Here is a 12,220-nt window from a genome sequence, read left to right as displayed (position 1 = left end):
CGCAAGGCCGGTTGAGTCACCAGGAGAGTTGATGAACACCCTTTTTATGCACTGCCGCCCGGGTTTTGAAGGCGAAGTCTGTTCCGAGATCGCGGAACACGCCGCGCGCCTGAACGTTTCCGGCTACGCCAAGGCCAAGACCGGCAGCGCCTGCGCCGAATTTGTCTGCACCGAAGAAGACGGCGCCCAGCGCCTCATGCACGGCCAGCGCTTTGCCGAGCTGATCTTCCCAAGGCAGTGGGCGCGCGGGGTATTCATCGACCTGCCGGAAACCGACCGCATCAGCGTGATCCTCGCCCACCTGCGCGAATTCCCGGTGTGCGGCAGCCTGTGGCTGGAGATGGTCGACACCAACGACGGCAAAGAGCTGTCGAACTTCTGCAAGAAATTTGAAGTGCATCTGCGCAAAGCCTTGCTCAACGCCGGCAAGCTGGTGGACGACCCGAGCAAGCCGCGCCTGCTGTTGACCTTCAAAAGCGGTCGCGAAGTGTTCATGGGCCTGGCCGAGTCGAACAACTCGGCGATGTGGCCGATGGGCATCCCACGCCTCAAGTTCCCGCGTGACGCGCCAAGCCGTTCGACCTTGAAGCTTGAAGAGGCCTGGCACCACTTCATCCCCCGCGATCAGTGGGACGAGCGCCTGCATGGCGACATGACCGGCGTCGACCTCGGCGCCGCGCCGGGCGGCTGGACCTGGCAACTGGTCAACCGTGGCATGCTGGTGACCGCCATCGACAACGGCCCCATGGCCGAAAGCCTGATGGACACCGGCCTGGTGCAGCATTTGATGGCCGACGGTTTTACCTTCGTGCCCAAGCAGCCCGTGGACTGGATGGTCTGCGATATCGTCGAGAAACCGGCACGTAACGCCGCGCTGCTGGAAACCTGGATTGGCGAAGGGCATTGCCGCGAAGCGGTGGTGAACCTCAAACTGCCGATGAAGCAGCGTTATGCTGAGGTAAAGCGTTTGCTTGAGCGCATCGAAGACGGCTTCAAGGCTCGTGGTATTCGGGTGGAAATCGGCTGCAAGCAGCTGTATCACGACCGAGAGGAAGTGACTTGCCACCTGCGTCGGCTGGTTGATGCAAAAAAACCTAAAGGTCGCTGAAACCCAATGTGGGAGCTGGCTTGCCTGCGATAGCGGTATAACGGTTGAAATCTATGTTGAATGTGCCCCGGTCATCGCGGGCAAGCCCGCTCCCACACTGGAGCGGGCCAGTTTCAGGAGTGATTATGAGTATTGAATTGCCTGTCGACGGCACCCTCGACGCCACCGGCCTCAACTGCCCGGAGCCAGTGATGATGTTGCACCAGCACATCCGCGACCTGCCGCCGGGCGGCTTGCTCAAGGTGATCGCCACCGACCCGTCGACCCGCCGCGATATTCCCAAGTTCTGTGTGTTCCTTGACCACGAACTGGTGGATCAGCAGGAACAGGCCGGCAAATACCTGTACTGGATTCGCAAGAAGTCTGCTTAAACCAGGCGAATCCGCCGGCGCGCGCTGCGTGCCAGGCGGATCACCAGCATCGCCGCGGCGCAGCTCAAGCCCACGATCAGCCCTTGCCACAGCCCACTCGGCCCACTTGCTGCGCCCAGCCAATCGGTCAGCCCCAGGGCATAACCCACCGGCAACCCCACACCCCAGTAAGCAAACAAGGTCAGCACCATGGTCACCCGTGTGTCCTGGTAGCCACGCAGCGCGCCGGCCGCGGTGACCTGGATCGCGTCGGAGAACTGGAACAGCGCCGCAAACACGATCAGCATCGATGCCACGTGGATCACCCGCGGGTCAGGCGTGTAAATCGTGGCAATCTGTTCGCGAAACAGCAGCATCAGGCTGCAGGACAGGCACGCGTAGGTCAGTGCCGTGCCCATGCCGACCCCGGCGGCAAAGCGTGCTTCACGCGGCTCGCCACGGCCCAATGCCTGGCCGACCCGCACCGTGACCGCCATGCTCAGCGAATAGGGGATCATAAACACCAGCGAGCTGAAGTTCAGCGCGATCTGGTGCCCGGCCACCACGTTGGCGCCCAGGCTGCCGATCAGCAGGGCGATCACCGCAAAGATGCTCGATTCGGCAAACACCGCGATCCCGATCGGCAGGCCGATGCCCAGCACGCGCTTGATCACGGCCCATTGCGGCCAGTCGAAACGCTTGAACAACTCGCTGCTCTGGTATGCCGGTGCCCAGCGGGTCCAGGCGGCGAGGCCGAGCATCATCACCCACATCACAATGGCTGTAGCCCAGCCACAGCCCACGCCGCCCATGGCCGGCACACCGAAGTGGCCATAAATGAACACGTAGTTCAGTGGAATATTCAATGCCAGCCCGCACAGGCCCATGACCATGCTGGGGCGCGTACGGCCCAGGCCATCACTGAAGCAACGCAACACGTAATACAGGGCGATGGCGGGCATGCCGGACGCGATGCCGTGCAGGTAGGCCATGCAGGGTTTGATCAGCTCGGGGTCGACATTCATCGCGTGCAGGATCGGCTCGGCGCTGATCAGCATCAGCAGGGCAGTGATGCCCACCACCACTGCCAGCCACAGGGATTGGCGCACCAGCGGGCCAATCTCGGTGTGGTGACCGGCGCCGAAGCGCTGGGCGACTTTGGGCGTGGTGGCCAGCAGCGTGCCGGTCATCAGCAGGTATACCGGAATCCAGATCGAGTTGCCCAAGGCCACCGCCGCCAGGTCTCGCGGGCTCACGCGCCCGGCCATCACCGCATCGACAAAGCCCATGGCCGTGGTGGCGAGTTGGCCGATCATGATCGGCAGGGCCAGGGTCAGCAGGCTGCGCACCTCGCGACTGACGCGGGCGGGGCGGGAGAGGGTGGCGGTGGCGGTGTTCACGTGCGGTTGTCCAGTAAAAGAGTTGCAAAGGACGGCGAAGTCTACGCCTTGACGCAGTGGTCAGGAAAAAACCTGTGTTGCTGATTTGTAATGCGCTTTCCCGGTAGAGGATAAACCCCTGTGGGAACTGGCCCATGTGGGAGCTGGCCAGCTCCCACACTCGAACTACGCATCCCTGTACACTGCTGGTCCGCGAAAGGAGCCTGCCATGCTGATTGTTGCCGACGAAAATATCCCGCTGCTCGATGCCTTTTTTGAAGGGTTTGGCGAAATTCGCCGGGTGCCCGGCCGTTCCATCGACCGCGCCATGGTCGAGCAGGCCGATATGCTGCTGGTGCGCTCGGTAACCAACGTCAATCGTGCCTTGTTGGACGGCACTCAAGTGCGCTTTGTGGGCACCTGCACCATTGGCACCGATCACCTGGACCTGGATTACTTCAAACAGGCCGGTATCACCTGGTCCAGCGCCCCGGGCTGCAATGCCCGAGGCGTGGTGGACTATGTGCTGGGCAGCTTGCAGACCCTGGCCGAGATCGAAGGCGCCGACCTGAACCAGCGCACTTATGGCATCGTCGGTGCCGGTGAAGTGGGCGGGCGCCTGGTCAAGGTGCTTAAAGGTCTGGGTTGGAACGTGCTGGTGTGCGACCCGCCGCGCCAGATTGCCGAAGACGGTGATTACGTCAGCCTGCAGCAGATTATCGAGCAGTGCGATGTGATCAGCCTGCACACGCCGCTGACCAAGTCTGGTAACGGCTCCACCTGGCACCTGTTTGATCGTGAACGCCTTGGTCGCCTCAAGCCCGGCACCTGGCTGATCAACGCCAGTCGCGGCCCTGTCGTCGATAACGCGGCCTTACGCGAAGTACTGCTGGAGCGCGAAGACCTGCAAGCCGTGCTGGACGTGTGGGAAGGCGAGCCCGAAGTGGACGTCGACCTGGCCGACCTGTGCGTGCTGGCCACACCGCATATCGCCGGCTACAGCCTCGACGGCAAACAGCGTGGCACCGCGCAGATCTACCAGGCTTTGTGCGCCCATATGGGCCAGGAACCCAGTATCCAGTTGAGTGATTTGTTGCCGCAGCCATGGCTGGCCGAGGTGCACTTGAATGCATCGACAGACCCGGCCTGGGCGCTGGCGACCTTGTGCCGCAGTGTGTACGACCCGCGCCGCGATGATGCGGATTTGCGCCGCAGCCTTGTGGGAACCGTGGAAGAGCAACGCAAGGCGTTCGACCTGCTGCGCAAGCATTACCCGGAGCGTCGCGAGATAGATGGCTTGAAGGTGCGGATCAATGGCGAGTCGGCAGTGTTGTCGAACATCGTCACTGCATTGGGCGCCATGCCTTTATAGGACGGTTACGCCTGTGGCGAGGGAGCTTGCTCCCGTTCGACTGCGCAGCAGTCGCAGGCTTTCAGGGGCGCTGCGCACTGGAGCGCCAGCCCGGCCCAGCGGGAGCAAGCTCCCTCGCCACAAAAGGCGGACCACAAAAAACAGGCATAAAAAACCCGGCCATCAAGGCCGGGTCTGAAAGAGCGTGGGCGCGTCAGCCTTGCTTGGCAGGTTTGACCAGTCGCTGTTCCAGGTCGCTGCACGCTTGCTGGATCATTTCTTCGGTAATCTGCACTTCGCGGCCCTTGGCGTCGATATACGAGCAAGGCAGGTGCTGCGGCTGGCGAATCACTTCAATTTTGGCGTCACTGCTGTTTTGCAAGGTCATGGCCTGTCTCCTCATCAGGTTGTGTGCCTAATCTAATACCTGCGCGTGACCGCGCTATTACAACTGCTTACACGATCACCGCTTCGAACGCCCAGTCCAGCAGAAACCGATACAAATTTCCACCCAGGCGTTAGACCGATAGCCTCTAGGCATCAACATCGGCGGGCATAATTAACCTGACGCATTGTTATTTAGCTAAGTTCCCCCAATGTTGGTGTACAGGTTCCTCATCGGTATGCCCGCCATGTTCTCAGTCCGTCAACGCCGTGCCATTCGCCTGGCCAGCCGCTTTATCGCGCCGTACCGCTGGCAGGCACTGGGTGCTTTGTTGGCACTCATCGTCACTGCGGGCATCACCTTGTCCATGGGGCAGGGCATTCGCCTGCTGGTGGACCAGGGGTTCATGACCCAGTCGCCGCACCTGCTCAACCAGTCTATTGGCCTGTTTATGGTGCTGGTGCTGGGCCTGGCCGTGGGTACGTTTGCGCGGTTTTACCTGGTGTCGTGGATCGGCGAACGGGTGGTGGCGGACATTCGTCGGCAAGTCTTCAATCATCTGATCTACCTGCACCCAGGCTTTTACGAGAACAACCGCAGTTCGGAAATCCAGTCGCGGCTGACCACCGACACCACGTTGCTGCAATCGGTGATCGGCTCGTCGCTGTCGCTGTTCCTGCGCAATTCCTTGATGGTGATCGGCGGCATCGTGCTGTTGTTTGTCACCAATCCCAAGCTCACCAGCATCGTGGTGGTGGCGCTGCCGCTGGTGCTGGCGCCGATCCTGATCTTCGGTCGCCGCGTGCGCAGCCTGTCGCGGCTGAGCCAGGACCGTATTGCCGATGTGGGCAGTTACGTGTCGGAGACGCTTGGCCAGATCAAGACCGTGCAGGCCTATAACCACCAGGTGCAGGACGAACAGCGCTTTGCCATCACCGTGGAAGAGGCGTTTGCCACGGCGCGTAAACGCATCGCGCAGCGCGCCTGGCTGATTACACTGGTGATCATGCTGGTGCTCGGCGCCGTGGGGGTGATGCTGTGGGTGGGCGGTATGGATGTGATCAGTGGGCGGATTTCCGGCGGTGAACTGGCGGCGTTCGTGTTTTACAGCCTGATCGTCGGCAGTGCGGTTGGCACTCTGAGCGAAGTGCTCGGTGAGCTGCAACGTGCCGCCGGTGCCGCTGAGCGGATTGGCGAACTGTTGCAGTCGAGCAATGACATCCAGGCACCCGCCGAAGGCAGCGTGCAGTTGCCGGAGCGGGTCAGCGGTCGTATGGAACTGCAAGACTTGCGTTTTTCCTACCCGTCGCGGCCGGACAGCTACGCCATCGACGGTTTGAGCCTGAGCATCAACCCCGGTGAAACCCTGGCGTTGGTCGGCCCATCCGGCGCGGGTAAATCGACGATCTTTGATTTGCTGCTGCGCTTTTACGATCCGCAGCACGGCCGCATCCTGCTTGAGGGCCACCCGCTGACCGAACTCGAGCCAATGGACCTGCGCCGTCATTTCGCGCTGGTTTCCCAGAGCCCGGCGCTGTTCTTCGGCAGCGTTGAAGAAAACATCCGTTATGGCAACCCGTCCGCCACCCGCGAACAGGTCGAAGCCGCGGCACGCATCGCCCACGCCCATGACTTCATCCTGCAAATGCCCGACGGCTACCAGACCCATCTGGGCGACGGCGGTATGGGCCTGTCCGGCGGCCAACGCCAACGCCTGGCCATCGCCCGCGCGTTGCTGGTGGATGCGCCGATCCTACTGCTGGACGAAGCCACCAGCGCCCTGGATGCGCAGAGTGAGCATTTGATACAGCAAGCCTTGCCGCAACTGATGCAGGGCCGCACCACGCTGGTGATTGCGCATCGGTTGGCCACAGTGAAGAACGCCGACCGGATTGCGGTGATGGACCAGGGCAAGCTGGTGGCAGTGGGTACGCATCAACAGTTGATTGCGAGTAATCCGTTGTATGCACGGTTAGCGGCGTTGCAGTTCAGTGATGGCGGTGAGGTTGTGAAAAACGAAGGCTAGCGCGATCTATGTGGCGAGCGGGCTTGCCCCGCGTTGGGCTGCGTAGCAGCCCCAAAACCTGCCGACTCGGTCTATCAGTTACACCGCGGCGGGGCTGAATGGGGAGCGCTTCGCACTCCAGCGCAGGGCAAGCCTGCTCGCCACAACAAGCCTACTTGCCACATAAAGCCTGGTGCCCAAATGAAACCTGTTGGCCACAGCAAGCCTGCTGATCGGACTTCAGTCAGTCTTACTGATCATCAAAATACCGCTCATGCCAATCCACCAGCGGCTGCGGTGAATTGAGTTTCTGCCCGTAGATCACTGAATAAGACAGCACGTTCTGCACATACTGGCGGGTTTCGTCGAACGGGATGCTTTCCACCCACACATCGAAACTCAGGTGGTCGGCACCGCGCAGCCACTGGCGCACACGGCCGGGGCCGGCGTTGTAGGCGGCGGAGGCGAGTACGCGGTTGCCGTTGAACTGGCTGTGTACCTGGCTCAGGTAGGCGGCGCCGAGCTGGATGTTTTTGTCCGGGTCCAGCACCTGGGCCGGGGAGGCGAGTGGGATGCTGAATTTACGTGCGGTTTCTTTGGCAGTGCCGGGCATCAGTTGCATCAGGCCACTGGCGCCGACGCCGGAGCGCGCGTCGTCCATGAAGGCACTTTCCTGGCGGGTGATGGCGAACACCCAGCTTGAATGCAGGCCACGCACCTTGGCTTCGCGTACCAGCGTGTCGCGGTGTGCCATCGGGAAACGAATATCCAGGTCATCCCAGTACTGCGCCTGGCTGATGGTGCGGATCGCCGGGAAGTACCACTTCATGTCGTAGGCCAGCTTGGCCTGGGCGACCATTTCATCGCGGTTGAAGTGACGGCTGACGTGGTACCACTCGCGGCGGCCATCAACAATCTGGCCGCGTGCATAGAACTCCATCGCGCGGCGCACACCGGGGGTGTTGCGCACTTTGTTGATCAGCGCCTGGCTCATCACCAAGGGTTTGTTTTTCAACTGGTAGGGCGCTTTGGAGCGATCAGCCGCGAGGAACCCGTAGAAATCACGTTCCTGCGCAAGGTTCTTGTACAGCACCAGCGGCTGCGGGTTCTTCGGCTCGGCCAGTTCCAGGCTACGCGCCTGCCAGTAGCGCCAGCGGTTGGTGGTGGCCAGGTCTTGCGGGAGTTTGCGGGTCAACTGGTAGGCATCTTCCCAGCGAGCCAGGCGCAACAGCAGGCGCAGGCGCCATTCGGAGACGGTGTTGTCACGCAGTTCGGGGTCGTACTTGGTCATCACGTCCAGGGCGCGTGGGTCGTAGCGGCGCGCGAGGGTCAGGCCGATTTCGCGGGCGATCGACACTTTTTCGTCACGGGAGAAGTGCATGCTGCTGGCATAGCCGTCGAGCAGGGCCATGGCCTTGTCCGGGTCCTGGCGTGCCAGGCGGCGCAGGCCCAGGCCCACAGCGTCAGACATGGCCTCGTTGGCCGGCAGGAAGCGCGACGGGTCGCTGAGCATGTCGGGCTTTTGCGCCACGTCGATCATCAAGCGGCCTTGGGCGCCAAGGGTTGGCAGGGTTTTCACCAGGCTGTTGGCCAATGCGTAGTTGCGGGCTTCGGCGGCGAGCTTGGCGCGGTCCCAGATTTTCTGTTCGGTGAGTTGGCCATCGGCGGCCCACTGGCCAAAGGTGGCGTCACAGGCGGCCGGCTGGGATTTGCCGGTCATCCAGAGTTTTTCGGTGGTCTTGTAGCCTTCGGCTTTGAGGTTGTGCGTCAGCTGGTACTGGCCATGCAGGCAGTCCAGTTCGACGAAATTGAGCTTGGCGTCGTAGTACTTTTCGAAGGTTTGCCAGTCACCACGGTCGGCCAGCCAGCGCAACCAACGCAGTTTCATCCAGTTGGCCTGGGGCAGGTCGCCGTTTTTGGCGAGGAACTGTTCGATTTCCTCGTTGCTCGCGGTTTTGAGGCGCGCGGTCAGCTCGTCGTAGGCCAGGTACGGCGTGAGCGGGTAGTCGGCCAGGGCCTGGCTGTATTGCATATACGGGCCGCTGTCGCCTTTGGCGAGGGCGCGTTTGGCTTCATCGTAATACTGACGTTGGGTGGTGAGGTCCACGGCCTGGGCGGATTGAACGGCGGTGGCGGAAAGAAGCAGACAAGATAAAAAGTTGAAAAGGCGACTGCGCATGAGACGTCCGTGCAGAGAAATCACGACTAGCACCGGCACCGCCGACACTGATTGCCCCTAGCTTAGCCTTTTGCCAGCGGCTGGCGAAAGCTTTGCCGGCCGGCTGGCAGCAGTTCACCGTAAATGTCCTACAGAACGTGTCTGTGGCAAAAATGCCGGCCGCATCCCACCCTCAAGTCAGGTAGAATGCGCGCCCAGTTTTTGGAGAAGCGTATGACCCTGCTCAAATTCAGCGATGTGTCCCTTGCTTTCGGCGCTATGCCGTTGTTGGACAAGGTGTCCTGGCAGATCGCCCGTGGTGAGCGGGTGTGCATCATCGGCCGCAACGGCACCGGCAAGTCCAGCATGATGAAGCTGGTAAAAGGCGACCAGAAGCCCGATGACGGCTCTGTATGGCGCGCGCCGGGCCTCAAGATCGGCGAATTGCCGCAGGAATTGCCGGTGGCCGACGGACGGACAGTGTTCGACGTGGTTGCCGAAGGCCTCGACGGCGTTGGCGAGTTGCTCGCGCAGTACCATCACCTGGCGCAGAACTGCGTCACCGAAGCCGACCTGGACAAGCTCATGCACGTCCAGCAAGACCTCGAAGCCCGTGACGGCTGGCGCTTGCAGCAACTGGTCGACAGCACCCTGAGCCGCCTGCAACTGCCGGCCGACAAGACCCTCGCCGAGTTGTCCGGTGGCTGGCGCCGTCGCGTGTTGCTGGCCCAGGCGCTGGTGTCCGAGCCCGACCTGCTGCTGCTCGACGAACCAACCAACCACCTGGACATCGGCGCTATCGCCTGGCTCGAAGAAGCCCTCAAGGATTTCCAGGGCGCCGTGCTGTTCATCACGCACGACCGCTCCTTCCTGCAAAACCTGGCCACGCGCATCCTCGAACTGGACCGTGGCGGCCTGATCGACTGGAACGGCGACTACGCCAGCTTCCTGGTACACAAAGAAGCCTCGCTGGCCGCTGAAGAAACCGCCAACGCGCTGTTCGACAAGAAGCTGGCCCAGGAAGAAGTCTGGATCCGCCAGGGCATCAAGGCCCGTCGCACCCGTAACGAAGGCCGTGTACGCGCCCTCAAAGCCCTGCGTGTTGAGCGCAGTGAGCGCCGCGAGCGCACCGGCAAGGCCAATATCCAGCTGGACACCGCCGACAAGTCGGGCAAGCAGGTGATGGTGCTGGAGAATGTCAGCTTCCACCACCCGGATGGCCCGTTCCTGATCAAGGACTTCTCGATGGTCCTGCAGCGCGGCGACCGTATCGGCCTGCTGGGCGCCAACGGCACCGGCAAGACCACCTTGCTCAAACTGATGCTCAATGGCCTGCAACCGACCAGCGGCACCGTGGAAGAAGGCACGCGCATCGACGTGGCCTACTTCGACCAGTTGCGCCATCAGTTGGACCTGGAAAAGACCGTGATCGACAACGTTGCCGAAGGCCGCGACTTTATCGACATCGACGGTCAGAGCCGCCACGTGCTGAGCTACCTGGGCGACTTCCTGTTCAGCCCGCAGCGTGCGCGTACGCCAGTCAAAGCCCTGTCCGGTGGTGAGCGTGCGCGCCTGCTGCTGGCCAAGCTGTTCAGCAAGCCGTCCAACCTGCTGGTACTCGACGAACCGACCAACGACCTCGACGTGGAAACCCTCGAGCTGCTGGAAGAGGTTTTGCTGACCTTCAACGGCACCGTGCTGATGGTCAGCCACGACCGGGCATTCCTCGACAACGTGGTGACCAGCACCCTGGTCTTCGAAGGTGAAGGCAAGGTGCGTGAATACGTCGGTGGTTACCAGGACTGGATCCGTCAGGGCGGCTCGCCGCGCCTGCTGGGCGTGACCGAGAGCAAGTCCGGCAAGGCCGACCTGACCTCGGCAGTCGTGGCGCCTGTGGCCGCTGCTGCTGCACCGGTTGCGGAAGCTGCACCGGCGGCCAAGAAGAAGCTCAGCTACAAGCTGCAACGCGAGCTGGAAGCCTTGCCGGGTGATATCGACGCCAAGGAACAGCAGATCGCTGCGGTAGAAGCAGACATGGCTGACGCGGGTTTCTACCTGCGCCCGGCGGCGGAAACCGCCAAGGTGATTGCTTCCCTGGAAACGTTGAACCAGGAGCTGGAAGTGCTGATGGAGCGTTGGGCTGAGCTGGATGCCTGATTGATTCGCACGCCATAAAAAAGCCCGGCGCTCATCGGTATGATCGCCGGGCTTTTTATATGAAATGCGATTCGAAATGTGGGAGCTGGCTTGCCTGCGATAGCCTCACCTCGGTCTGCCTGAAGCACCGAGGTGCCTGCATCGCAGGCAAGCCAGCTCCCACATTAGATCTTCATCGGCCTTACGCGCTTTTGACCAGCTTGACCGCCAGCACATCACACGGCGCGCCGTGCAGCACGTCATTGGCGGTAGAACCCAGCAACAACGCCAGGCCATGACGACCATGGCTGCCGACCACGATCAGGTCGCAGTTCTGCTCTTTGGCCAGGTGATGGATTTCCTGGCGCGGTTGGCCGTAGGTGAGGTGGCAGTCTTCCTTTTTCAAGTGCGGGTACTTGAGAATCAAACGGTCCAGGCGCTCTTTGGCCTGGTCAAACTGCTGTTGCTGCAACTGGGAAAGGTCCATGGGTACGTCGCCACCAAAGGCCATGGCCATGGGCTCGACGATATGCACGAGTGACAGCTTGGCGCCGTTGGCGATTGCTGAAGCCTGAGCGCGCTTGATAACCGGGTCGCACTCTTCGGTCAGATCGACCGCGACCAGGATATGTTTGTAGGAATGTTCGTTGGGCATGGCGCGTTCCTCCAGGAGACTGCAATAAGTTCAGTATGGCTGGTTTCAAGCGGATGGGTTGCGTCAGCTCAAATCCGCGCATCTAGAAATTCGGGAGTACACATATGACGGTCTGGATAGTGGTGTCAATCCTTCTGGTGGTTCTTAGCCCCCTGGCCTGGCTGCGCCCGTCGCGCCATCAGAGCGGGCGCATGGCCCTGCGCATGGAGGCGCGCCGCATCGGTTTAGCCATGCAATTGGCGCCACAGGAGTGGCCGCACTGGCTTGCGCAAGAGCCGCCGAGCCCCTGCGCGCAGTACTGCAGACCACGGCGGGGCAGCACGCCGGCCCTGTGGAGTTATTGGCAAATGTCGCCAGGCGTATGGGTCAATCAATGGCGTGAAGTGTGTGAGGATGAAAAGTTGTTGCCGCATTTTGCGACGTTGCCGGCCAACGTCTACAAGGTCGAGGCCGACAAGCAAATGATCGCCCTGTATTGGGGCGAGAAGGGTGAGGCCAGTGTGCTGAAGGACATCGATACGCTGCTCAAGGCCCTGGCATGACGCCATTAGCGTTAAAAGACAGGCATTAAAAAGCCCGACATCATCATCGGGCTGGAGTTGGCCAGGCAGGCCGGTAATTCTGTGTTCCTCGCGCCGGGTGTTCATCACGGGGCGCTTTGCGGTTGTCGCAAGCCTAGCGGCATATCCGATT

10 protein-coding genes are annotated in these 12,220 nt (G+C 61.4%); 6 read left to right on the top strand and 4 right to left on the bottom strand.

All coding sequences use genetic code 11. The features are described 5' to 3' along the window. The first annotated feature begins 31 nt into the window (after nucleotides 1–31). Both rlmM and tusA read left to right on the top strand, forming a co-directional pair. Nucleotides 32–1,108, top strand: a complete 1,077-nt coding sequence (gene rlmM, locus HX790_RS03100; RefSeq protein WP_017137407.1) for a 23S rRNA (cytidine(2498)-2'-O)-methyltransferase RlmM — start codon at nucleotides 32–34, stop codon at nucleotides 1,106–1,108. A 125-nt stretch (nucleotides 1,109–1,233) separates the two neighbouring features. After that, nucleotides 1,234–1,479: a sulfurtransferase TusA gene (gene tusA / locus HX790_RS03095; protein ID WP_058419610.1), complete on the top strand. Its 246-nt coding sequence runs from the start codon at nucleotides 1,234–1,236 to the stop codon at nucleotides 1,477–1,479. Here the strand turns inward: tusA and HX790_RS03090 are convergent. After that, complete coding sequence (locus HX790_RS03090) at nucleotides 1,476–2,858, bottom strand: MATE family efflux transporter (protein ID WP_017137409.1); 1,383 nt, start codon at nucleotides 2,856–2,858, stop codon at nucleotides 1,476–1,478. The two genes, tusA and HX790_RS03090, sit on opposite strands and share 4 nt — an antisense overlap. A 208-nt stretch (nucleotides 2,859–3,066) precedes the next feature. Here HX790_RS03090 and pdxB point away from each other — a divergent pair, with 208 nt between their 5' ends. Continuing rightward, entirely contained in the window at nucleotides 3,067–4,209 is a 1,143-nt protein-coding gene (gene pdxB, locus HX790_RS03085; RefSeq protein WP_176991222.1) for a 4-phosphoerythronate dehydrogenase PdxB, read from the top strand. A gap of 193 nt (nucleotides 4,210–4,402) precedes the next feature. On the opposite strand, the gene HX790_RS03080 is transcribed toward pdxB, so the two are convergent. Then, nucleotides 4,403–4,576 carry a PA1571 family protein gene (locus HX790_RS03080; RefSeq protein WP_017137411.1) on the bottom strand — a complete coding sequence of 58 codons (174 nt, stop codon included), beginning with the start codon at nucleotides 4,574–4,576 and terminating at the stop codon, nucleotides 4,403–4,405. A 235-nt stretch (nucleotides 4,577–4,811) separates the two neighbouring features. On the opposite strand from HX790_RS03080, the gene HX790_RS03075 reads away from it, so the two are divergent. Next, nucleotides 4,812–6,599, top strand: a complete 1,788-nt coding sequence (locus HX790_RS03075) for an ABC transporter transmembrane domain-containing protein (protein ID WP_176991221.1) — start codon at nucleotides 4,812–4,814, stop codon at nucleotides 6,597–6,599. 229 nt (nucleotides 6,600–6,828) lie between these two features. On the opposite strand, the gene HX790_RS03070 is transcribed toward HX790_RS03075, so the two are convergent. Beyond that, nucleotides 6,829–8,757, bottom strand: coding sequence for a transglycosylase SLT domain-containing protein (locus HX790_RS03070; RefSeq protein ID WP_017137413.1), 1,929 nt, complete (start codon nucleotides 8,755–8,757; stop codon nucleotides 6,829–6,831). Between the two features lie 213 nt (nucleotides 8,758–8,970). On the opposite strand from HX790_RS03070, the gene HX790_RS03065 reads away from it, so the two are divergent. Next, the gene (locus HX790_RS03065) at nucleotides 8,971–10,893 is read left to right on the top strand and encodes an ATP-binding cassette domain-containing protein (protein ID WP_017137414.1); all 1,923 of its coding nucleotides are present in this window, start codon (nucleotides 8,971–8,973) and stop codon (nucleotides 10,891–10,893) included. Nucleotides 10,894–11,074: 181 nt separating this feature from the next. Here the strand turns inward: HX790_RS03065 and HX790_RS03060 are convergent, their stop codons facing one another. Beyond that, entirely contained in the window at nucleotides 11,075–11,527 is a 453-nt protein-coding gene (locus tag HX790_RS03060) for a universal stress protein (protein WP_176991220.1), read from the bottom strand. A 104-nt stretch (nucleotides 11,528–11,631) separates the two neighbouring features. Between HX790_RS03060 and HX790_RS03055 the strand changes: the two genes are divergently transcribed. Next, nucleotides 11,632–12,069, top strand: coding sequence for a hypothetical protein (locus HX790_RS03055; protein ID WP_017137416.1), 438 nt, complete (start codon nucleotides 11,632–11,634; stop codon nucleotides 12,067–12,069). Nucleotides 12,070–12,220 lie beyond the last annotated feature (151 nt).

It is taken from the genome of Pseudomonas sp. IPO3747 (assembly GCF_013385245.1).
Taxonomy (GTDB): domain Bacteria; phylum Pseudomonadota; class Gammaproteobacteria; order Pseudomonadales; family Pseudomonadaceae; genus Aquipseudomonas; species Aquipseudomonas edaphica.
Note: the sequence above shows the minus strand (reverse complement) of the source record. Positions and strands in the feature narration are given on the sequence as shown.

Bases quoted from the DNA above. Each gene is read 5' to 3' on its own strand.
- HX790_RS03075 (WP_176991221.1), top strand. From the start codon at position 4,812: ATGCCCGCCATGTTCTCAGTCCGTCAACGCCGTGCCATTCGCCTGGCC.
- HX790_RS03080 (WP_017137411.1), bottom strand. From the start codon at position 4,576: ATGACCTTGCAAAACAGCAGTGACGCCAAAATTGAAGTGATTCGCCAG.
- HX790_RS03055 (WP_017137416.1), top strand. From the start codon at position 11,632: ATGACGGTCTGGATAGTGGTGTCAATCCTTCTGGTGGTTCTTAGCCCC.
- tusA (WP_058419610.1), top strand. From the start codon at position 1,234: ATGAGTATTGAATTGCCTGTCGACGGCACCCTCGACGCCACCGGCCTC.
- HX790_RS03065 (WP_017137414.1), top strand. From the start codon at position 8,971: ATGACCCTGCTCAAATTCAGCGATGTGTCCCTTGCTTTCGGCGCTATG.
- HX790_RS03060 (WP_176991220.1), bottom strand. From the start codon at position 11,527: ATGCCCAACGAACATTCCTACAAACATATCCTGGTCGCGGTCGATCTG.
- HX790_RS03070 (WP_017137413.1), bottom strand. From the start codon at position 8,757: ATGCGCAGTCGCCTTTTCAACTTTTTATCTTGTCTGCTTCTTTCCGCC.
- rlmM (WP_017137407.1), top strand. From the start codon at position 32: ATGAACACCCTTTTTATGCACTGCCGCCCGGGTTTTGAAGGCGAAGTC.
- pdxB (WP_176991222.1), top strand. From the start codon at position 3,067: ATGCTGATTGTTGCCGACGAAAATATCCCGCTGCTCGATGCCTTTTTT.